Origin of the sequence: methanotrophic endosymbiont of Bathymodiolus puteoserpentis (Logatchev), from assembly GCF_900128525.1 — a bacterium.
Taxonomy (GTDB): Bacteria; Pseudomonadota; Gammaproteobacteria; order Methylococcales; family Methylomonadaceae; genus Methyloprofundus.
Map to the genome: position 1 here is coordinate 1 of NZ_FQTQ01000205.1, position 21,667 is coordinate 21,667.

General features: G+C 41.7%; 20 protein-coding genes. 10 read left to right on the top strand and 10 right to left on the bottom strand.

Annotation, left to right across the window (positions count from 1 at the left end):
* Window positions 1–661 precede the first annotated feature (661 nt).
* The 3 genes from BQ7314_RS14860 to BQ7314_RS14870 all read left to right on the top strand — a co-directional run bounded on the left by BQ7314_RS14860 (window position 662) and on the right by BQ7314_RS14870 (window position 4,336).
* A complete protein-coding gene (locus BQ7314_RS14860) occupies window positions 662–1,186 on the top strand; it encodes a hypothetical protein (RefSeq protein ID WP_174484474.1) in 525 nt (174 codons plus the stop codon).
* 201 nt (window positions 1,187–1,387) lie between these two features.
* On the top strand, window positions 1,388–3,562 hold the full coding sequence (locus BQ7314_RS14865) for a TonB-dependent receptor (RefSeq protein WP_174484475.1): 2,175 nt from the start codon (window positions 1,388–1,390) through the stop codon (window positions 3,560–3,562).
* A 27-nt stretch (window positions 3,563–3,589) separates the two neighbouring features.
* Window positions 3,590–4,336 carry a hypothetical protein gene (locus BQ7314_RS14870; protein WP_174484476.1) on the top strand — a complete coding sequence of 249 codons (747 nt, stop codon included), beginning with the start codon at window positions 3,590–3,592 and terminating at the stop codon, window positions 4,334–4,336.
* A 91-nt stretch (window positions 4,337–4,427) separates the two neighbouring features.
* On the opposite strand, the gene groL is transcribed toward BQ7314_RS14870, so the two are convergent.
* Window positions 4,428–6,080, bottom strand: coding sequence for a chaperonin GroEL (gene groL / locus BQ7314_RS14875; protein ID WP_174484477.1), 1,653 nt, complete (start codon window positions 6,078–6,080; stop codon window positions 4,428–4,430).
* Between the two features lie 58 nt (window positions 6,081–6,138).
* Complete coding sequence (groES, locus tag BQ7314_RS14880; protein ID WP_174484478.1) at window positions 6,139–6,426, bottom strand: co-chaperone GroES; 288 nt, start codon at window positions 6,424–6,426, stop codon at window positions 6,139–6,141.
* Window positions 6,427–6,571: 145 nt separating this feature from the next.
* Here groES and BQ7314_RS14885 point away from each other — a divergent pair, with 145 nt between their 5' ends.
* Window positions 6,572–7,321: a HesA/MoeB/ThiF family protein gene (locus BQ7314_RS14885; RefSeq protein WP_174484479.1), complete on the top strand. Its 750-nt coding sequence runs from the start codon at window positions 6,572–6,574 to the stop codon at window positions 7,319–7,321.
* 147 nt (window positions 7,322–7,468) lie between these two features.
* Here BQ7314_RS14885 and BQ7314_RS15965 read toward each other — a convergent pair whose 3' ends face one another.
* A complete protein-coding gene (locus BQ7314_RS15965; protein WP_280953899.1) occupies window positions 7,469–7,603 on the bottom strand; it encodes a hypothetical protein in 135 nt (44 codons plus the stop codon).
* A gap of 199 nt (window positions 7,604–7,802) precedes the next feature.
* Between BQ7314_RS15965 and pqqA the strand changes: the two genes are divergently transcribed.
* The 5 genes from pqqA to pqqE all read left to right on the top strand — a co-directional run bounded on the left by pqqA (window position 7,803) and on the right by pqqE (window position 11,183).
* Complete coding sequence (pqqA, locus tag BQ7314_RS14890) at window positions 7,803–7,877, top strand: pyrroloquinoline quinone precursor peptide PqqA (RefSeq protein WP_080524503.1); 75 nt, start codon at window positions 7,803–7,805, stop codon at window positions 7,875–7,877.
* Window positions 7,878–7,956: 79 nt separating this feature from the next.
* Window positions 7,957–8,865 (top strand): pyrroloquinoline quinone biosynthesis protein PqqB, encoded by a 909-nt coding sequence (gene pqqB / locus BQ7314_RS14895; protein ID WP_174484480.1) that lies wholly within the window; start codon window positions 7,957–7,959, stop codon window positions 8,863–8,865.
* A gap of 2 nt (window positions 8,866–8,867) precedes the next feature.
* On the top strand, window positions 8,868–9,593 hold the full coding sequence (gene pqqC, locus BQ7314_RS14900; protein WP_174484481.1) for a pyrroloquinoline-quinone synthase PqqC: 726 nt from the start codon (window positions 8,868–8,870) through the stop codon (window positions 9,591–9,593).
* 215 nt (window positions 9,594–9,808) lie between these two features.
* Window positions 9,809–10,081 carry a pyrroloquinoline quinone biosynthesis peptide chaperone PqqD gene (gene pqqD / locus BQ7314_RS14905; protein ID WP_174484482.1) on the top strand — a complete coding sequence of 91 codons (273 nt, stop codon included), beginning with the start codon at window positions 9,809–9,811 and terminating at the stop codon, window positions 10,079–10,081.
* On the top strand, window positions 10,059–11,183 hold the full coding sequence (gene pqqE / locus BQ7314_RS14910) for a pyrroloquinoline quinone biosynthesis protein PqqE (RefSeq protein ID WP_174484483.1): 1,125 nt from the start codon (window positions 10,059–10,061) through the stop codon (window positions 11,181–11,183). Before pqqD ends, pqqE begins: the two co-directional genes overlap by 23 nt.
* 153 nt (window positions 11,184–11,336) lie before the next feature.
* Here pqqE and BQ7314_RS14915 read toward each other — a convergent pair whose 3' ends face one another.
* The 5 genes from BQ7314_RS14915 to BQ7314_RS14935 form a co-directional block, all read right to left on the bottom strand.
* A complete protein-coding gene (locus tag BQ7314_RS14915; RefSeq protein WP_174484484.1) occupies window positions 11,337–11,915 on the bottom strand; it encodes an HdeD family acid-resistance protein in 579 nt (192 codons plus the stop codon).
* A 52-nt stretch (window positions 11,916–11,967) separates the two neighbouring features.
* Window positions 11,968–12,546, bottom strand: a complete 579-nt coding sequence (locus BQ7314_RS14920) for a UbiX family flavin prenyltransferase (RefSeq protein ID WP_174484485.1) — start codon at window positions 12,544–12,546, stop codon at window positions 11,968–11,970.
* Window positions 12,543–13,496, bottom strand: coding sequence for a prolyl aminopeptidase (pip, locus tag BQ7314_RS14925; RefSeq protein WP_174484486.1), 954 nt, complete (start codon window positions 13,494–13,496; stop codon window positions 12,543–12,545). Before pip ends, BQ7314_RS14920 begins: the two co-directional genes overlap by 4 nt.
* Before the next feature lie 127 nt (window positions 13,497–13,623).
* The gene (gene cobO, locus BQ7314_RS14930; protein ID WP_174484487.1) at window positions 13,624–14,160 is read right to left on the bottom strand and encodes a cob(I)yrinic acid a,c-diamide adenosyltransferase; all 537 of its coding nucleotides are present in this window, start codon (window positions 14,158–14,160) and stop codon (window positions 13,624–13,626) included.
* Window positions 14,157–15,482, bottom strand: a complete 1,326-nt coding sequence (locus BQ7314_RS14935; RefSeq protein WP_245395022.1) for a cobyrinic acid a,c-diamide synthase CobB — start codon at window positions 15,480–15,482, stop codon at window positions 14,157–14,159. Before BQ7314_RS14935 ends, cobO begins: the two co-directional genes overlap by 4 nt.
* 80 nt (window positions 15,483–15,562) lie before the next feature.
* On the opposite strand from BQ7314_RS14935, the gene BQ7314_RS14940 reads away from it, so the two are divergent.
* Entirely contained in the window at window positions 15,563–17,851 is a 2,289-nt protein-coding gene (locus tag BQ7314_RS14940) for a Tex family protein (RefSeq protein ID WP_174484488.1), read from the top strand.
* Between the two features lie 201 nt (window positions 17,852–18,052).
* On the opposite strand, the gene queF is transcribed toward BQ7314_RS14940, so the two are convergent.
* On the bottom strand, window positions 18,053–18,520 hold the full coding sequence (gene queF / locus BQ7314_RS14945; RefSeq protein WP_174484489.1) for a preQ(1) synthase: 468 nt from the start codon (window positions 18,518–18,520) through the stop codon (window positions 18,053–18,055).
* A 216-nt stretch (window positions 18,521–18,736) separates the two neighbouring features.
* Window positions 18,737–21,604 (bottom strand): hypothetical protein, encoded by a 2,868-nt coding sequence (locus BQ7314_RS14950; RefSeq protein ID WP_174484490.1) that lies wholly within the window; start codon window positions 21,602–21,604, stop codon window positions 18,737–18,739.
* Between the last annotated feature and the right edge of the window lie 63 nt (window positions 21,605–21,667).

The window sequence follows — 21,667 nt, forward strand, 5'->3', positions numbered from 1 at the left end:
TTAAATTGAACTTGCCTAAATTAATTTGTGCTCATTCCTTATTAGCATTAGGAACATCGACTACACCAGAGTGGGATGCGGAAGGCACTGTAGTAGAAAGTTCACTCGGATGGTCTGCTGATGGTTCACCACTAGATGGTTCATTAAGGTCTTTTACTATAGGCGCGATTATACAACATATGCCAAAAACCCTTAATCGTGAAGTCGATATTGACTTTCGCATGCCAACAGATGATGAACTAGATGCACTTCATGCTTATATGCTATCTCTAGGTAGGTCTAGGGATCCTGACTTAGATAATATGCATTTTTCTTCACCTATCGTAGAAACAGGCAAGGAATTATTCCATAGCACAGAACCAGGTACAGGTCAATGCAAAGGCTGTCACTTTAATGCCGGAGCCAATAGCTCCACCTCACTGCAAAATGGTAACCGCAATACCGGAGTAGAAAACTTACCTAACATATTAAAATTGGTATGGCAAGAAGCACCCTCAGATGGNATCACTTATAGAATTTTTTTGGGGTAAGGAATTGGATTTATTTTATCACTGAATCCTAAATTGAGAATTGCTGCTCAGATGGTGGGTTTAACAATAAAGAACAAGATAATTGTGGTAGTGATAATACTCAAAACTGTTTTGGAAACCATGAGTTTAATATGACAACGGTCGTTGAAGCAGCAGATACAGCTCCCTATTTTCACAATAACTCAGTAAATACTTTGGAAGAGGCCATTGCTTTCTATAATAGTAAAGCTTTCCATGCTTCACCTGGCGCTAAACCTGCGGACCCAACGGATCCTAATTCAGAATGCGGGCGTTGCATTCATTTAGAGCCCACGCAAGTAACTGCTATCGCATTATTTTTACGCACGCTTAATGCAATGGAAAATATCCGTAGTTCAAACGAACTTGATATTCAAGTGACACAATTAAACAAAACGTCTGACCAACTAGACATATTAAAATTGGCTATGGCAGAGACAGAAGATGCGATAGAAGTTCTTGAGGGTGGTGCTATTATTGCTAACCCAAAGTCACTGAGATTATTGCATAAAGCATTAAGCCTTGAACAGCAGGCGCTTATAGCACAAAATAAATTACAGGCTCTCGATTTCATTGAACAAGCCGTTTTAGCGAAAAATATGGCAAATAGCTTATTACTCAAAGATCCTATCGAGTGAATATAAAAAGCTAAAAATATAAAATTCATCATAAAATTTTTAGCTTTACAACCAAAATAACATTAGAATATCCTAATGCATGCTTTACAAGCCTGTTAAATATTCTCTCAAAAATAATTAAAAATCCCCCATCTTCTGATTATAAATTCAGCACCACTAAGCATGACTTAAGATGACCTTGCCAAAAAATTATGACATTTAATGAACATTAATAAACCCACATTATTTCTATCGATTTTTGCTGCATATTCTGCTCTATCCGTTACTTATGCAGAAGAAATGACCAAAGATAACGTCACTGAAGAAGATGCCGTTTTGCATCTCAATGATATGACCGTCACTCAAAGCGCAGGCGACGCCAATATCTCACATCAAACAACACTAGGAAAAGATGATATTGCAAAAAAACAAAGCCAAATATCGGATACCGCGCAATTACTAGGAGATACGGCAGGTGTTAGTTTTCAAGGTGCTGGAGGCGTATCTTCAATCCCCATTCTTCGTGGCTTAAATGATACTCGAATTAAAATTGAGGTGAATGGTATGACAGTAAATTCGAGTTGTCCCAACCATATGAACCCTGCTTTAGCCAGTATTGATCGTAGCAATGTGGGTAAGATTATAATCTTACAAGGTGTCACTCCAGTAAGTATGGGCGGTGATAGTATTGCCGGCACTATTTCTGTTGAGTCAGCCGAACCTATTTTTGCGGATCCAGGCGCAGGCTATTTAACGACAGGAACGGTATCTTCTTTTTATCGTAGTAACGGCGATGCTTTTGGTGCAAATATCTCAGCAGGCTTAGCAAATGATTTCTTTCGCCTTGATTACTCATTTGCTCATACTCAGAGCAGTAATTATAGCGATGGTAATGGTACCGTTATTAAATCAACACGCTATCAAACTCAAAATCATGCGGCAGCCTTAGCCTTTAAATGGGATTCACATTTACTGGAAATAAAGGCAGGACTGCAAAACATGCCTTACCAAGGCTTTCCAACGGCCCGAATGGATTTGACTAATAATGATAGTGTTTTTGGCAATATGCACTATAAAGGTAATTTTGACTGGGGTACTTTAGACGGTAAACTATTTATTGAGCATACCACACATGTTATGGACTTTGGACCGGATAGAGAGGCTCCAGAGCCCATGCCGATGAATACTCGAAGTACCAATATTGGTTACAAACTGCAAGCTGAGATACCTTTTAACAATGATGACCTAGTGCGTATTGGTAGTGAATTTCATAGCAATGCTATTCATGACTATTGGCCACCAACCTCTACTTTTCCTAGCATGATGGGCCCGAACACCTTTCTCAACCTAAATCATGCGACGAGAGATCGTTTTGCGATATTTACCGAATGGGAACGGTTTTGGTCAGATAACTGGCAGACCATGTTTGGTCTAAGATATGACCGCACTATGACAAATACAGGTGATGCCCAAGCCTACAACACAGTCACTCCTGACTACGAACAAGCCATAGCATTCAATGCTTTAGATCATCATCGAAATTTTGATACCATTGATATTACCGCCTCTGTAAAGTATATGCCGAACGATTGGGCTAATTATAATTTTGGCTATGCACGCAAGAACCGCGCCCCCTCACTACATGAGCTTTACCCTTGGAGTACCAGCCCGATGCCAATGACCATGATAGGTTGGTTTGGTGATGGTAATGGTTACGTAGGTAATATTAATTTAAAAACAGAAACGGCACACAATATTACCTTCACAAGTGAATTTTTTGACCCAACTGGAAATGATGACTGGAGCATCAAATTAACCCCTTATTTTAGTTATGTTGAAAACTTTATTGATGCTGATCTCTGCCAAACCTGTAAACAACCCGAAAATGGCTTCTCTTATTTGCAGATGGAAAATCATGATGCATTACTGTGGGGAGTTGATGTCAGTGGCCAGGTAAATCTATATAAGAGTAAACGGTTAGGTCAGTTTTCGAGTAAATCCATTATGAGCTATGTGCGCGGACGACGCATGGATGGCGGAAATCTCTATCATATGATGCCTTTCAATCTAAAGTGGAGCATAGATCATAAATTAAATGGTTGGCAAAACTCAATTGAAATGCAGTTTGTAGATGCAAAAGATGAGGTACAAGAAATTCGCAATGAATTACAAACCCCCTCTTATATTTTGCTCAATATGAAAACAAGCTATCAATGGCAATATGGCAGTATCGACCTAGGTGTCGATAATATTCTTAATAAACAATATTATGCACCACTTTCAGGGGTTTATATTGGTGACCAATACCCCATGACATTAGTTTCTTCACGCCCAAATACACAGAATTTAGCCGGTCAAGGACGTTCTGTTTATGTAGGCTTCACTCTTAAATATTAACAAACTCATTATGAGGAGAAAATAGATATGAAAACATATAAATTATTACTAGCATCTGTGCCATTACTACTAAGCAGTCATGCTAATGCCGAATTGTACAATGTAAAGCTGGTTTTTATCGATGATACCACCTTTACGGGTACATTTGATTACGACCCAACGACTCAGGAAATCAATAACTTACAAGGTAAGTTAGATGATGTTCTTATGGGAAATATAGAAGAAATCAAGTACCAACTTGATGCTCAGAGCGATGGCCAAGGCGGTATTACTGCTCATGCCTATGCACTGGAAACAACAGATATCGAGACCAACCCGCCTATCAATAATAATGTTATGGTCGCCATTAACTTTAATGCCACCGACCCGACACTGGGCGCAACCGATGAGAGCCAACTTGCTTATATGGATTGCAGTGCAGGCGCACTTATGGGAAACACTTGTATGTATTATTTAGCTTGGCATACCCCTGTTGTTCCAATGGCTGGTGGTCGCGGACTATTATCTCAAACTATTACACTCGCTAATGGTGGCGACACTACTTCCTCCTATGACTGCTTATTTACTTGGGCAGAAAATAACTATCCCGACCTATTTTCACCCGCTGCAGCATCAAAAACTCTAAGCCCCTATTATTATCGTTATTTCTCAACACAAAACGTCTATTTAGGCGTTAATACCAACGACAATCATGTCTATTATTTAGATGCAGATAATATATTGTCAGATGTTGGCTCTTTATCCAAGTGGCTGCCACTAGCTGGATGTGAATAAGCGCTGACCAATAAACGCAAGATATAAAAAAGCCCCGCTACCTTTATCAAGTAGCGGGGCTTTTTTTAAGCTATGGACAAATAGCGCGAGCTTACATCATACCGCCCATACCACCCATACCGCCCATACCGCCCATATCAGGCATTGCAGGGGCACTACCTTCAGATGTTGGTGCATCAGCAACCATAACTTCAGTAGTAATCATTAAGCCCGCTACAGACGCTGCATTTTGTAATGCAGTACGTGTTACTTTTGCAGGATCTAAGATACCCATAGCAAGCATATCACCATATTCTGCAGTCGCTGCGTTATAGCCGAAGTTACCTGAACCATTAGCCACTTCATTGCAAACAACAGAAGCTTCATCACCTGCATTAGCAACAATTTGACGTAAAGGCGCAGACATTGCACGGCGTAAAATATCAACCCCGACTTTTTGATCGTGATTAATACCTTCTAGACCTTCAAGTGCTGAAATAGCACGCACTAGCGCAGTACCACCACCCGCAACAACACCTTCTTCAACCGCAGCGCGAGTTGAATGCAATGCATCTTCTACGCGAGCTTTTTTCTCTTTCATTTCAACTTCAGTTGCCGCGCCAACTTTGATAACCGCAACACCGCCAGCTAATTTAGCAAGACGCTCCTGTAGTTTTTCTTTATCGTAGTCAGAAGTTGCTTCATCAGCTTGTGCACGAATTTGTGCAACACGACCTTTAATCGCTTCCTCTGAACCCGCACCATCAACAATCACTGTATTTTCTTTAGTGATTTGAATTTTCTTAGCTGTACCTAGTTGATCCATCTCAACTTTTTCTAAAGATAAACCAATTTCTTCAGAAATAACCGTTGCATTAGTCAATACAGCGATATCTTCTAACATTGCTTTACGACGATCACCAAAACCAGGCGCTTTAACAGCTGCCACTTTGACGATACCGCGCATGTTGTTAACAACAAGTGTCGCTAAAGCTTCACCATCAACATCTTCAGCAATAATTAATAAAGGACGACCTGCTTTCGCAACACCTTCTAGTGTTGGTAGTAGATCACGGATATTAGAGATTTTTTTATCAAAGACCAAGATGAAAGGATCATCTAATTCGATGCTCATACTTTCTTGGTTATTAATAAAGTAAGGTGATAAATAACCACGGTCAAACTGCATACCTTCAACAACATCTAATTCGTTGTCTAAGCCTGAGCCTTCTTCAACTGTGATTACGCCTTCTTTACCTACTTTCTCCATTGCTTCAGCAATGATTTGACCAACAGACTCATCAGAGTTCGCAGAAATCGTGCCTACTTGAGCAATCGCTTTGTTATCTGCACAAGGTGTTGCAGAAGCAATGATAGCTTCAACCGCTTTCGTCACAGCTAAATCAATACCACGCTTTAAATCCATTGGATTCATGCCTGCTGCAACTGATTTCAAACCTTCGTTTACAATCGATTGCGCTAGTACAGTGGCTGTTGTTGTTCCATCACCCGCAACGTCAGACGTTTGCGAAGCAACTTCTTTAACCATTTGCGCGCCCATATTTTCGAATTTATCCTCTAATTCGATTTCTTTTGCAACCGAGACACCATCTTTAGTGATTGTTGGTGCACCAAAGCTCTTATCTAAGACTGCGTTACGACCTTTAGGTCCTAAGGTTGCTTTTACTGCGTTAGCTAGAATATTAACGCCGTTTGCCATTAACGAACGTGCGTCATCACCGAATTTTACTTCTTTTGCTGCCATGTGTTTATTACCTAATTATTTGTTGAATGATTTTAAGAATTTTAAGTGTCTATTAGGCTTAACCTAAAACACCCATAATATCGTCTTCACGCATTACGATAACTTCTTCACCGTCGATTTTAACTTCGCTACCTGAGTATTTACCAAATAACACTCTATCACCGACTTTTACGTGTAACTCATGCACTTGACCGTTATCTAAAACTTTACCAGTCCCTACAGCTAATACTTCGCCTTCACTTGGTTTTTCAGTCGCTGAACCAGGTAAAACGATACCACCTGCTGTTGTTGTTTCTTCTGCAACGCGTTTAACAATAACACGGTCGTGTAAAGGGCGTATATTCATTCAAATATCTCCTAAAATAATAAAAAATTAAAAAAACTAAATCCGATTAGCACTCACTCAATACGAGTGCTAATAATAATCCACTTTTGCAGTCTGTCAAGTTTATGGCATCATTCACTTCTGCTTACCGAAAAATTAAACCAAAATGAACGACAATCAACTCTTACGCTACAGCCGTCAAATCATGCTCCCGCAAGTAGATATTGAAGGACAAGAAAAACTACTTAATGCCCATATCTTAATAGTTGGAGCTGGCGGCCTAGGCTCCCCAGCCGCTATGTACCTTGCTGCTGCAGGTGTGGGCAAGATCACTATTTATGATGATGACCAAGTTGACCTATCCAATTTACAACGACAGATAGCTCATTACACAAACGATATTGGGACAGATAAAGTCATTTCAACCCAACACACATTAAATAATATAAATCCTGATATAAAAGTACTTGCTATCAAACAACGCTTGGAGGGTGAAGCCTTAAAAAAGGCCGTTAGTCATGCTAGTGTCGTATTAGATTGTTCAGATAATTTCAGTACCCGTTTTGCTATCAATAGCGCCTGCGTAGAGCAGAAGACAGCGCTGGTATCGGGAGCGGCTATTCGTTTTGAAGGGCAAGTTAGCGTGTTTACTCCAGGATATAACAATAGTCCTTGCTATAATTGTTTATATGTACAAAATGGCGAAGAGTTACAGAATTGCGCTACTAATGGTGTTATTGCACCAATTACTGGCATTATTGGCAGTATTCAGGCAATGGAAGCCTTAAAGTTGATTATGGATATTGGCGATAGCCTGGCAGGACGCTTACTATTATTAGATAGCTTATCTATGCAATGGAATGAAATGAAATTACGTAAAAATAATAACTGCCCAACCTGTAGCTCTAAGAGATAAGGAAACACAGCTAAAACGGGATATTAACCATATTTGTAGAGCGAACTTTAGTCCGCTATTAGTAGACTACCTTAAATAAAGCGGTGCAGCTAAAATAACAAAAGGGCGGGCAATGCCCACCCTATCAAGCATTTGAAGCTGTAGATTTTACTCACTATCAGCTTCGGCTCTAGCCTCTTCATGCTTCTGAACATATTTCCAAATAAAATACCCTAATGGAGCAAAAGCCGCTCCCGCAGCAATCCACATTAAAATAGTCATCCAAATAACATCACCAGCCATAACCTACCTCCGAAATTTTATTATTTTTTACTCAGTATGAGTAAGCCAAATATAACGCGCTCTTGCTATTCTCACAAGTATATTATGTGCATTTAGCCAATTGTTCATTTGCCAAACAAAAAACTTCATCGTATACTGCCGAGTAGCTTACTTGATCAAGCTAGCATAATAAAAATTAAATATTAATCCGGAGAAATTTATGAAATGGGAAACACCTGCTTATACTGATTTACGTTTTGGTTTTGAAGTCACTATGTACATCTATAACCGCTAATCATTCGGTTCAGAAATGAAAGGGCTCTTTATTGAGCCCTTTTTTTTGTCTACTATTTCTAATCAAAGAATAAAACATCATGAAAATAAGAGTTCTCGGTTCAGGCGCTGGCGGTGGTTTTCCACAATGGAATTGCAGCTGTCCAAATTGTAAAGCAGTCAGAGCGGGTACAATCAAAGCCAGTACACGCAACCAATCCTCTATCGCCGTTTCATCTGATGGTGAACACTGGGTGTTATTTAATGCCTCCCCTGATGTACGTGCACAATTAGAAAATTTTCCAGAAATTCACCCTAAAAACAAAGTGCGTGGCACTGGCATAGAAGCCATTGTCATTATCGATTCGCAAATCGATCATGCTACCGGCCTGCTGATTTTACGCGAGGGTGACCCCTTAAATATTTATTGTACCGAGATGGTTAAACAAGACTTAACTACTGGCTTTCCTATTTTTAACATTCTGGAACACTTTTGTGGCGTTAATGAGCATTCTATTCCCTTAAATGGTGATGCCTTTACCATTCCTAATATTGACGACCTTGAGTTCACCGCCTTAGCCCTAAAAAGTAAAGCACCGCCTTATTCACCACATAGAAACGACCCGCATGAAGGTGATAATATTGGCATGATTATTCGCCAGGTTTCAACAGGTAAAACAACGTTTTATGCACCCGGTTTAGGCGTAATCGAGCCCCATGTCGAAAAAGCCATGCAAGAAGCGGATTGCGTCATGGTTGACGGCACATTTTGGACAGATGATGAGCTAGCTTCGGTCGGTCGACCTTTATTAGCACGAAAAATTGGCCATATCCCACAATCAGGTGAAGGCGGAATGATGCAAATTTTGGACTCAATGAAAAAACCACGTAAAATTTTAATTCATATTAATAATACCAACCCCATTCTCAATGAAGAATCTGAAGAACGCGCTATACTTAATGAACACGGTATAGAGGTATCCTTCGACAATATGAATATCGAGCTATAATTATGACAAAGCAAACACCTTGGACACGCGAAGAGTTTGAAGTTCAATTACGCAGTATGGAAAAGTTTTACCATATTCATCATCCTATGCACACCTTAATGAATGAAGGTAAGTTAACTAAAAAACAGCTGCAAGGTTGGGTGGCGAACCGATTCTATTATCAAATCATGATCCCCATTAAAGATGCTAATATTTTGGCAAATTGTCCTGATCGTGAAACTCGCGCCATCTGGACACAACGCATTTTGGATCATGACGGACACCCAGGTGATCCTGGCGGCATTGAAGCGTGGATACAGCTTGGTATTGCAGTCGGCATGACGCGCGAGGAAGTTACCTCTTTAGAGCATGTTTTACCCGGTGTAAAATTTGCCGTTGAAGCCTATGTGAATTTTGCACGCAATTCAGAGTGGCATGAAGCGGCTAGTTCTTCCTTAACAGAGTTATTCGCACCAAAAATTCACCAGCAGCGTTTAAGTAATTGGCCAGAACTTTACCCATGGGTAGAAGAGGAAGGCTATATTTATTTCCGCAAGCGTTTATCTGAAGCACGCCGCGATGTAGAGCATGGCCTAGAAATTACCCTAGATTACTACAAGACACGTAAAGAACAAGAGCGCATGCTAGAAATATTAAAATTCAAATTAAATGTTTTGTGGAGCATGGCTGATGCTATGTATATGGCTTATATCAATGATATGCCTCCGTATTTTAATATAGAAGATTGATTAATCCGTAAGGCGAACTTCAGTCCGCTAGTAGGAATCAACATGCAATAATATCCAGAAACACTGTCCGCCCGTCAAAGGCAGGCAATATTGCATGTTCTAAATTTTCGGGCTTTATTGAGTCTATATGCCATAGAAAGATGCGCATAAATTGCGGACTAAAGTCCGCCCTGCAAGCCGCCCTACTTTTAAATAAAACGCCAAGGCTAAAGAACATGAGTCTAAATACAGAGAAAACCATTAAATTCTCCCCTATGCACCGCTTACAATGGGAAGAAGCGCAACAAAAAGATGTTATACTCTACCCCGAAGGCATGGTGGAATTAAACCAAAGTTCCGCAGAAATATTAAAACTCTGCGATGGCACACGCAACCTAGATCAACTGGTTGCCGACTTGGAAGAAAAATTCGCCACCACAGGCTTAAAAAATGATATTTCAGGCTTTTTAGAGGTAGCACTAGGCAATGGCTGGATCCAACAAAACTAACATCACCCCTCCGCGCTGGTTATTAGCAGAGCTTACTTATAAATGCCCTCTACAATGCCCCTACTGCTCTAATCCACTTGATTACGCACAGCATAGCGATGAAATCAGCACCGACGACTGGAAGCGTGTACTTTCTGAAGCTCGCAAAATGGGTGCAGTACAGCTTGGTTTTTCTGGTGGCGAACCCTTAACCCGCCAAGACCTCCCTGAATTAGTCCAACACGCCCGTGAACTCGGCTATTATTCCAATTTAATCACCTCCGGCTACGGTCTAACGGAAGAAAAAATCATTCAGCTAAAAGAGGCTGGCTTAGATCATATTCAAATCAGTATCCAAGCCAGCACCCAAGATTTAAACGATCATATTGCCGGTACTGAATCATTTCACAGCAAACAAGAAGTCGCGCGCTTAGTCAAAAAACACGGCTATCCGATGGTGTTATGCGTGGTTATTCATCGTGAAAATATTCACCAAATGGCTGATATTTTAGCCATGGCCGAAGAACTAGGCGCAGATTACGTTGAATTAGCCAATACCCAATATTACGGTTGGGCGCATGCTAACCGCGATTTATTAATGCCCACCCAAGAGCAATACCAAGAAGCGGAAGAAATCGCCCAAGCGTTTAAAGAAAAAGTCGCTGGTAAAATGAAAATTTATTATGTGATTCCTGATTTTCATGAAGACCGCCCCAAAGCTTGCATGAACGGCTGGGGAACCACTTTTTTAACTATTGCGCCCGATGGTGTCGCTCTACCCTGCCATTCTGCGCGTGAATTACCCGGCTTAGATTGCCCAAATGTCAATGATGCGAGTATTTCCGAAATCTGGCATGAATCTAAAGCCTTCAACTTTTTCCGTGGCACAGAATGGATGCAAGAGCCGTGCAAAAGTTGTGATGAAAAAGACAAAGACTTCGGTGGTTGTCGTTGCCAAGCTTATTTACTCACAGGTGATATGTATAAAACCGACCCTGTTTGCAGTAAATCACCGGATAAACACATCATCACGGAAGCGATAGAATCAGCGCGACTATCAGCTTTAGCCAGCAATGAGAAACCGTTGATTTTCCGTAATAGCAAAAACTCGAAAGCTTATTAGCAAGTCTAATAGCCTAAGCTTTAGCAAAAGTTACTCTGCTTATTAGATCTTTATTGAAACAATTACACAGCTAGCTGGTGAGAATAAGTATTCGTATATATGACTCCTACAAGTGTGCAGTCCCAACGTATAAATACTCGTATCATCCCAAACTTAGTCAAGCTGCCCCTTACGAACTGATTTTGCATAAAAAATTAATGCCCATCCACGATTAGCTATTTCAGCGCTTAGCGCAAAAGATAAAAACCATAGCCCATTAAATGGCCACTGAAAACAAACCATTATGCCTAGCAACACCGATATACCCCCACCAACTTTCGCTGAATAAGGATTAGGAATTTCAGATAAATAAATAAATCCCAGCCGAAATAGGCCTTGTATTATAAGGTAAGCAGCAACAATTAAACTCAAAGTAAGCGCAGTTGCACCGAGATTAATCAAAATAATAAAGCCACAAACCAAATCAATAATACTGCTTTGCATATTCATCACCTTCAACGCTACTCTATCAGAGGTATAAGCATCAATAGCCCTTAAAATACCCGCTATTAGTAGTAACATTGAACAAAAGAGCAACCAAGACGCTTGCATACCTAGCATCTCAACATTTGGCACCAGTATTGAAAATATTAACAGTATCCCTCCTGATATCAGCATGGCTATCCCGCGCAGCATAAACCATTCAGGATTTATGAGCCGCTCAATCTTTGTAATTTCAGTTTGTGTATTCATACCTTTCTCCCAGCCTTAAGGCTGTTTTTTTATGTGTTATTTTTCACGATATTTACAACCCTTCCCAGGGTGTAAATAAGCCTTCGACATTCACAGCAAACATACTCAGCACTCGCCCCACTCCCTCATCCACCATAGCAGAAATTGAATTAGATTTATTATAAAATGCAGGCATAGGCGGGAAAATGATTGCGCCCATTTCGGTAGCGCTCGCCATATTGCGAATATGCGCTAAATTTAACGGTGTTTCACGCGGCATAATAACGACTCGCCGCCGCTCTTTTAAAGCGACATCGGCAGATCGAGAAATTAAATTATCCCCAAAACCATGAGCTATCGCAGCTAATGTTTTCATCGAGCATGGTGCAATAATAACACCTTCGGTTTGAAATGAGCCACTCGCAATAGTTGCAGCAATATCATTAATACCATGCGTGATATCAGCTAATGCATACAACTCAGAGCGACTCATCTCTAATTCATAGCTTAAATTCACTAAACCTGCGGAAGAAATAACTAAATGCGATTCCCATTCTTCTTGCTGTTGTAACACTTGCAACATACGCACACCGTAGATAGCGCCAGTCGCCCCTGTCATCGCAATGACTAGGCGTTTTTTCTGCGAGTTCATTGCAACTGCTCCGCCATGACATCAGTTGCCACGACTAAAGCATCTATCATTTCATCACCTTGAGCAATATGCCCTGCATTCGGCAAAACGATATAATCTGCATAAGGCAAAGCTTTGGATAATGTAAAACCCGCTTCCACTGGACAAACAAAATCATGCCGCCCATGAATAATCATTATTGGAATATCTTGCAACTGAGCACAACCTTCTAATACTTGATTTTCATTAATGAAATAATGATGACGCGCATAATGCAATTCCATTTTTACCTGATCAACCATGTTTTGGGTAATATGCCCATCTTGCCGGCTTTGATCATAAAATCCCCCTAAAGCCACTTGACTACTCCATTGCATCCACGCACGAGTCACTCGTCGCACCGCCACTTCATCATCCCCCCATAGCGTAGCGAAAACTGAGTGCATCGACTGTTGCTTATCAACTTCTACGGGCAAGCTATCGAGTAATATCTGCCATTGCTCAGGGTAAATCCGATTTGCACCATGACCAGCAAACCAATCCAAATCTTGTTGCCGCGCGAGAAAAACGCCACGAACAATAATCCCTGAGACATACTCTTTAAACTGCTGTGCATATAATAAAGCTAAAGTACTGCCCCATGAGCCACTAAATAATAGCCATTTGTCTATCTTTAACTGCCGACGAATACGCTCCATATCAGCAATCAAATTCTGAGTATGATTCCCCTCTAGTTCGCCAAAAGGTTGAGATAATCCACAACCACGCTGATCAAACAAAATAATATGGTACAACTCTGGATTGAAAAAACAGCGGTGTTGCGGCTTAGTACCCGAACAAGGGCCGCCATGTAAAAACACGACTGGAATTCCTGTAGGGTTGCCTGACTGCTCTACATAAACCTTATGCTGGCTACCTGTTTCTAGAAAGAAGGTATGGAAAGGTTCTATTTCTGGGTAAAGTGACTTCATTTTTAACTTATTGTATTTTTGTTTGATTTTCGGTGGGGCGGGCTAAAGCCACGCCCTACCAAAGCAAATATTTACCTTGCCTGACTGACTACAAATCGCGACTAAAGTCGCTCCCACATAAAAAAATCTAAAATTCCACGCCTTGAGCAGCTTTAATCCCTTGTCCATAAGCATGCTTAACCTTAGCCATTTCTGTCACCGTATGCGCGGCTTCAATCACTTCAGGCGCGGCATTGCGCCCAGTCAAAACCAAATGCATCCAAGGCGGCTTTTCATGGATAATAAAATCAGCAATTTCCTGCCCAGAAATCCAGTTATAGCCACAACAATAGTTAATTTCATCCAATAAAACAAAATCATACTCTTCTGACAAAATCTTCTGTTTACTAAACTCCCAAATTTCACGACTGGTTTTAATGTCCTGCTCCGGATTTTTCGTATCCCAAGTAAAACCATCACCCAATACATGCCATTCAATATTATCAAAGCGCTCCGCAGCTTTTTGCTCACCCGTTTGCCATTTGCCTTTAATATATTGAATAACACAAACCTTCATATCCCAACCTGCGGCACGAAACACCATACCCAAAGCACTCGATGATTTACCTTTGCCTTCGCCAGTATTGACTAATACGATGCCCTGACGGCGATCTCTTGCTTTCATTTATTCCCACTTAACCATTTACTTATAACTTCAGGCGCACTGGCAAAATACCAATGCACATAAGAAGCACGACAATTTTTATAACACACACCTTGGTCGCCCCGATCTATTTGCAAATAGGGCTCTAATTTTTGCTCAGACTCACGCACAGAATGATGAAACTCATGGCCTTTGATGCCTGTCTTATCCTCCCGATAACCTAAAGAAGCCAGTCTCGTTTGCATTTTCGAGCGAAAAGGCAAGATATTAGCCATAGCCCAAGACTTGCCATCCAGATCAATTAAAGCCTCTCCCAATAACATCGCCCCGCCACATTCGGCTAATACAGGTTTACCCGCTTCGATAAATTCACCTAAAGAAAACCAAGTCTTCGAGATCGATAAAGCTTGCACAAATAACTCTGGATAGCCTCCCGGCAGCCATACGGCATCAGCCGTATTAGGAATAGCATCACCCGCAACAGGCGAGAAAAATACAAGCTCAGCCCCCTGCTCCCGTAAAAACTCCAGATTCACTGGATAAATAAAACAACAAGCGGCATCTTGTGCGATAGCAATTTTTTTGCCTTTTAATAATTGAATTGGTTTTTGCTCACCTAAATGACTATCCGTCTCAGCAAACAAAGCCACTAAATCGGCTACTTCTACATGAAAAAAAGGCAAAAAATCAGGTAATGCTACTTCAGAAGGTTGCATCAACCCTAAATGCCGCTCGGGTAAGACAGGTGCATCTTTCTCCATCCAAGCAATTAAAGGCGGCTGCTGATGCTCCTGTAAAACAGTTTTTAGTAAACTGGCATGATGCGCACTACCCACTCGGTTAGCGATAATGCCGCTGATCCTAACACCCATTTTTTCAGCATAAGCACAAAAACCACTGACCAAAGGCACAATCGAGCCACTCATCCCTTTAGCGTCAACCACCAAAAAAATCGGTACTTGCAAGACTTTTGCTAATTCTGCACTAGAGCCACTTTCACCCACCCCCGAACGCCCATCAAATAAGCCCATGACCCCTTCAATCACGGCAACATCCGCAGCCAGTGCTTGCTTAGCTAATAACTGTTGACTGTTCGCTGCGCCAATCATGCGCGTATCCAGATTATAAGAATACTGGCCAGTGATCGCCTGATGCCATAAAGGATCTAAAAAATCAGGACCGGCCTTAAAAGACACGACATTATGTTGCTGTGCTTTTAAATATTGCAACAAAGCCAACATGATTGTAGTCTTGCCACAAGCTGACTGCGTTCCGGCTAAAAGAGCTGTTTTCATATTCTCTGTACACACAATAAAATCGACCATGATAACGTTAATTGCCACACGACTCAAAGTCTCTGTTTGTACCTGCTAGACATATTGATACAATGCTCATTTTCCGCCACTACTAAGCCACTTAATAAATGGACGTTATCCAGAAAATTGCCGACGAATTAGCCGTTACTCAACATCAAGTCAAAGCCGCAGTCACACTTTTAGATGAAGGGGCGACTGTGCCTTTTATCGCTCGTTACCGCAAGGAAGTTACAGGGGGGCTAGATGATATCCAGCTACGTTTATTAGATGAGCGCTTAATTTATTTACGCGAACTTAATACGCGGCGTGACACTATATTAGAAAGCATCGCGTCTCAAGACAAACTCACTCCTGCTTTAGAGCTGGCGATTAAAGAGGCGGATTCTAAAACTCGCCTAGAAGATTTATATTTACCCTACAAACCCAAACGCCGCACCAAAGCACAAATCGCGCGCGAAGCTGGTTTAGAGCCATTAGCCGATGCGATTTTAGACGATAGAAACGGTAACCCAGAACAACTTGCCACTCACTATATTAATGCCGACAATAACATTAATGATGCTAACGCCGCTTTAGAGGGTGCGCGCCAGATTATTATGGAGCGTATTTCAGAAGATGCCGAACTGGTCAGTACGCTACGTGAACGTATTTGGCAAAAAGGGATTATTCATGCCACAGTTGCCAAAGATAAAGAAATCGAAGCTACGAAATTCAAAGATTATTTTGATTATCAAGAAGCCATCAATAAAATCCCCTCGCATCGCGCTTTAGCTTTATTTCGCGGCCGTAACGAGAGTTTACTCAATGTTAGCTTATTGCCTGGAGCTGACGAAAAAGCTGATCATCAACTGTGCGCACAAATTGTCGCGCGCCATATTCATGTTACCGACACCAGCAAAGCTGCGGATACCTGGCTAGCGGAAACTGCACGTTTTGCTTGGAAAGTGAAATTATTTACGCGTATTGACCTAGATTTAAAACAGCAATTGCGTGAAGCAGCTGAACTAGAAGCCATTAAAGTATTCGCCAACAACCTGAAAGATTTATTACTTGCCGCTCCTGCTGGTCCTAAAGCCACTTTAGGCTTAGACCCAGGCATTCGCACTGGCGTAAAAGTAGCCGTCGTGGATACCACAGGGAAATTAGTCGCTACTGAAACTATTTATCCACACCCACCGAGAAATCAATGGGATGCTTCTATCGCGACCATAGCCAAACTTATTAAGCAGTATCAAGTTGAGTTAGTCAGCATCGGTAATGGCACAGGTTCACGCGAAACTGACCAATTGGTTGCTGACCTTATGAAGCAACATAAAGACTTAAAATTCAACAAAATAACTGTCTCTGAAGCCGGTGCGTCCGTATATTCCGCATCAGAACTTGCCTCGCAAGAATTCCCAGATATTGATGTATCGTTGCGCGGCGCGGTATCCATTGCCCGCCGTTTACAAGATCCACTCGCGGAACTGGTTAAAATCGAGCCAAAATCTATTGGTGTCGGCCAATATCAGCACGATGTCAATCAAATTCAATTGGCGCGTGGTCTGGATGCCGTCGTCGAAGATTGTGTTAATGCTGTCGGGGTGGATGTTAATACCGCCTCTGCTGCCCTGCTTAAACAAGTGTCAGGTATCTCCAATACCATCAGCCATAATATTGTCGCGTTTAGAGATGAGCAAGGCGCTTTCAAGAATCGAAAACAACTGAAAAAAGTGCCGCGTTTAGGTGCTAAAGCTTATGAGCAAGCCGCTGGATTTTTACGCATTATGCAAGGCGATAACCCGCTAGATGCTTCTTCAGTACACCCAGAAGCCTATCCTGTCATTGAAGATATTGTCAAAAAAACCGGAACCCCGATTAATGAACTTATCGGCAAAAGTAATGTCTTACGTCATTTAAACCCCACAGATTACACCAATGAAAATTTTGGTTTACCCACTGTCACTGACATTTTGCAAGAACTAGAAAAACCCGGCCGCGACCCTCGCCCTGAATTTAAAAGCGTCACTTTTAAAGCAGGTATCGAGAAAATCACCGACCTCAAAGAAGGCATGCGCTTAGAAGGTGTAGTAACTAATGTGGCTAATTTCGGCGCATTTGTCGATATAGGCGTGCATCAGGATGGGTTGGTGCATATCTCACATTTAGCAGATGTGTTTGTCAAAGATCCACGCGAAGTGGTCAAAACAGGAGATATGGTTAACGTTAAAGTCATTGACATTGATGTAGCACGCAAACGCATTGCTTTATCAATGAAAAAAGATGCGCCTGTTGGTGAGCAAGTCCACCTAAAAGCCGACAATGCCCCACCCAGAAAAGCACATAAACCTAAGCCGCCAGTTGAAACACCTCAAAGCTCTATGGCCGATGCATTTGCTAAGGCACTGAAGAAATAAGAGGTGTGCTAAAATGATAACAATATGCCCCAGCACTTAGCCTGCTTTACACTAAAAACCATTGGCACATATTTTAAGTGGAAAGATGGAGATCTCAGCCTTTTCTAATCCAGAAAACAAGCTCATTTATCGGATAGGAGAAACCTGAAGTAGCCTTATTTTTATGGTATTAGACTTTTTAAAGCATGCATCAAGCTAAAATCATCCGCGCCCGCGATAAGGAGCAACGCCCTGGTCTGGCACCCAAACGCCTTGAGGAATTTCACCTTGAGCAAAAAATACATCAATAGGCATGCCCCCACGAGGGTACCAATAACCGCCTATACGCAGCCATTTGGGGGTAATTTCTTTTATTATGCGGCGGGCAATACTGATGGTGCAATCCTCATGAAATGCACCGTGATTTCTGTACGAGCCGAGAAACAATTTTAATGATTTACTTTCCACTAGCCTTGCTGATGGGATGTAGTCGATCACTAAATGAGCAAAATCAGGCTGCCCGGTCAGAGGGCATAATGAAGTAAATTCTGGCGAGATAAAGCGCACCATATAATCAACATCCGCTTGTGGGTTTTGTACGCTTTCTAGGATAGCTTTTTCGGGTATTTCTGGCAACTCAGTTTTGCCGCCGAGTTGTTGTAAATTTTGATAAATATTCGTTTCGCTCATTCATTAACCTTTTATAATCAGTCGTACTTAGCAGCTGCCACTATTGTAGCTGAATTAGTTTTAAAAAAGCGAACCATATACACTCAGCTATTTAACTTGCTAAAGCATAAATTGATAATTTTAATCGGTAGAGCGCTACTTTTTAATTTACCTTGTAAAAAACAATTTAAGAAAATACTGCAGGGCGGACTAAGGTCCACCCTGCCCTGTTTGAGTTTAATCGTCAAAACTTTTACTCAGGCTATGACATAAATTACAAGCTACCTCTTCACCTGCTTTTAAGCTTGCAAGCACTTTACCTTTACGATTTTTTAAGACGCGGTCTACGGGCACTTTGGATAGGCGTGTACCTAAATGATCATCCCCATGACATGCTGCACAGCGATCACCATTACGCCTGTCTTCAGCAAAATGTCCGTGTGCATCTTCATCCATCCAGCTTGAATCATTAACTGGATGCATGCCGTGTGGACCACTCAAAGTACCCTTCGGAAAGCTATTGTCTTCATGGCAAACAGTACATTCAGAAATTGTACCAGCATGTCCCTGAAGTTGTGTTGCGGTAATATTATCATTTGCATCAGGATTACGGTTTGGCCAAATAGCATGAGGGCTACCATGACAAGATTCGCAACCTAAGTTAGCATGTTGATCGAGACTATTACGATATAAAGTGTTAGCATTCTCCGCAAATCGCGGGGTTTTCGCTGGTAATGGCTCCGCCGAAGGGTCATTTGGGTCAAATGCTATATTAGCGACAGCCTCACTCCCAACACCACTATGGCATGCCCCACAAGCAGGCTCGTCTAACCAGGGTTCGCGTATCGAGCCATCTTTGTAGGTAAATTCTCCCCCCATAGCAAGCATATCGCCATGACAAGTATCGCAGGTCTGCCCTGCGGTATACATTGCTCCTCTAAAACATTGTGTAATTTTGCCTGGATGACACTGAAAACAGTTTTCTTCCATTGGAATATTCTCACCCACAGGTATCAACGCGATGACATCAACTTGGTTTTGAGGGTCACTTAAAATGGGTTCACCCTGTATGTCACGCACCAGATTACCTTGAGAATCCGTCTGCAACCGACCATGAAAACTATGCATGACTTTTGACATATCTGCCAAAAATGGATTACCGCCTGGGCCACCAACAGAAGCAAGTGCATTTGATTTATGACAACTAGCACAAAGCACCGGCTGATCCTGAGCAATAAAATCAGTACCATGCTTAAAATCATGCAGCATTAGGATATTCTTTTTGGCTGCTGTTTCAACATCGAGACGGTCAATAGATGCAGCGACGACAAAAACGGGGGGCTCATTACCTACCCCCGTATTCAGCCAAACATCTCGCGCCTTTAATCGTGCTTCTGAGTCTGCACCTACCTTGCCGGCTGTATGACAATCACGACAATCGACTTCACCTGAAACAGGTGTTACCACATCAGTTGTTGCTAAGGTTAATCCAGTATTGTTATCAATCGCTTGGATACGTATTAGAGGATAGGAGTTCAACCGTCCACTATCATCAACCGGTGTTAACGGAATACCTTGCGCGGTAAACCAGCCAAATTCTGCGATAAATTTACTAAACCCTTGTGGCTCATTAGCATTATAAGGGTCATTGATTCCCGGCATATAAAGTCCACGCCCTAACTCGCTATTATCTGCCGTAGCTAGGCCTTCATCAGGGCTAGGGTTCAAGCCAGGAAAGAGCAAAGATGCAATGCTTTGCCCTGTTTCTTTAAAACCATCCCAAAAGTCAGATTTTTTAATGCTTGCATCAGCTTGCTTTACTCCAATAGGAAAATTTTGACTAGTTGAATTAATTGAATTAGGCCCAGCAGGATCATTAATATTAGAGGCGGCCGAGTATTTCAAAGTCACCGAACGAGGATCTAAAATAAGTGGCTTATTACTACCCGTCGTTCCCTTTAAAATCGCATGTGCATTGACGGTATTAAAGGGTGGTAAGATACTTAATGGATAAGACCCTAGGTCAGCGCAATGCATCCCTAAATCATTAGCAGGCAATATGACATGTTGACCATCACCAGCTTGAGCTGTATTTGGTGCAGGTTGTTGCGGCACCATTTCAACCGGCTGACTAGGACTGTCTACGCCAACAATAACTGTTCTATCCACTGTACAACGCACACCTCGATCGTCAGTTACGGTAAAGTGAACTAAAAAATGTCCATTATTAACATCAAAAACTATATTGCCTGGTGCCAATGTAGTTGGCCGACTATCAGCTCCACCATTAAAGTCCCATTCGTATCTTAGCTCTCCTGATTCAGGGTCACTTGCCGCTCCAGAAAAATTAACTGACCCGCCTAAGCCTATGCTCAACACAGTTTCAGATGGACTGATGATAGAGCAGAGTGGCGCCTGATTTTTAGGAGGCGGCGTTACAGTGTCGCAGTTTTCAACATGCTCGACAGTTTGCTCAGCACTCGACTTATCTGCCTGGACTCTAATACGACAAGGTGGCTGTGCTAAATCGTAAACTTTAAAAATAAAATGACCTTCTTCCCTACTGCGGTTGCGTGTTGCTAATAACTGCCCTGTCGTGCCATCATATAAACCAATAGACCGTGGCGTATTTCCGCTAAATTCACCACTGACTATCAGCAGGTCTTCTTCATATTCTGCATCATTAATTTCTAGCTTACTAATACTACGATTCGGCTCACCTATTTCCACCCCACGACAATCAGGCATTTCACTTTTAACTGCGACAGTTTGACTAAGCTGGCCTAATTGCACTGTCACCGAGCAAGGTACTGAAGAACCTTCGATATTTTTGACTTTCAGTGTTACCTTGTCTTTCTTGGTGCTTTTTTGCAGTAATAACTGACCCGTTACTGTATTGATTAATTTAAGCTTAAAAGGTATTTCTCCTTTCATTTTCACCTTAACTTTAAGTTGTTGCTTTTCTACATCATAGCGTGCACTTTTAATACTTAAAGCGCGTTCTTGAGAGTCTTCGTCAGCGGCCACGAGATGATTAAACGCTAAGCTGACAATGAGTATAAAAAACCACTGAGAAAATAAGAGCCGGGATAAGTTATTTATCATCTTGCCTCCTTAAGACATAGATTACTACCTATTTAAGTATAATCCACGACACCCACTCAAAAT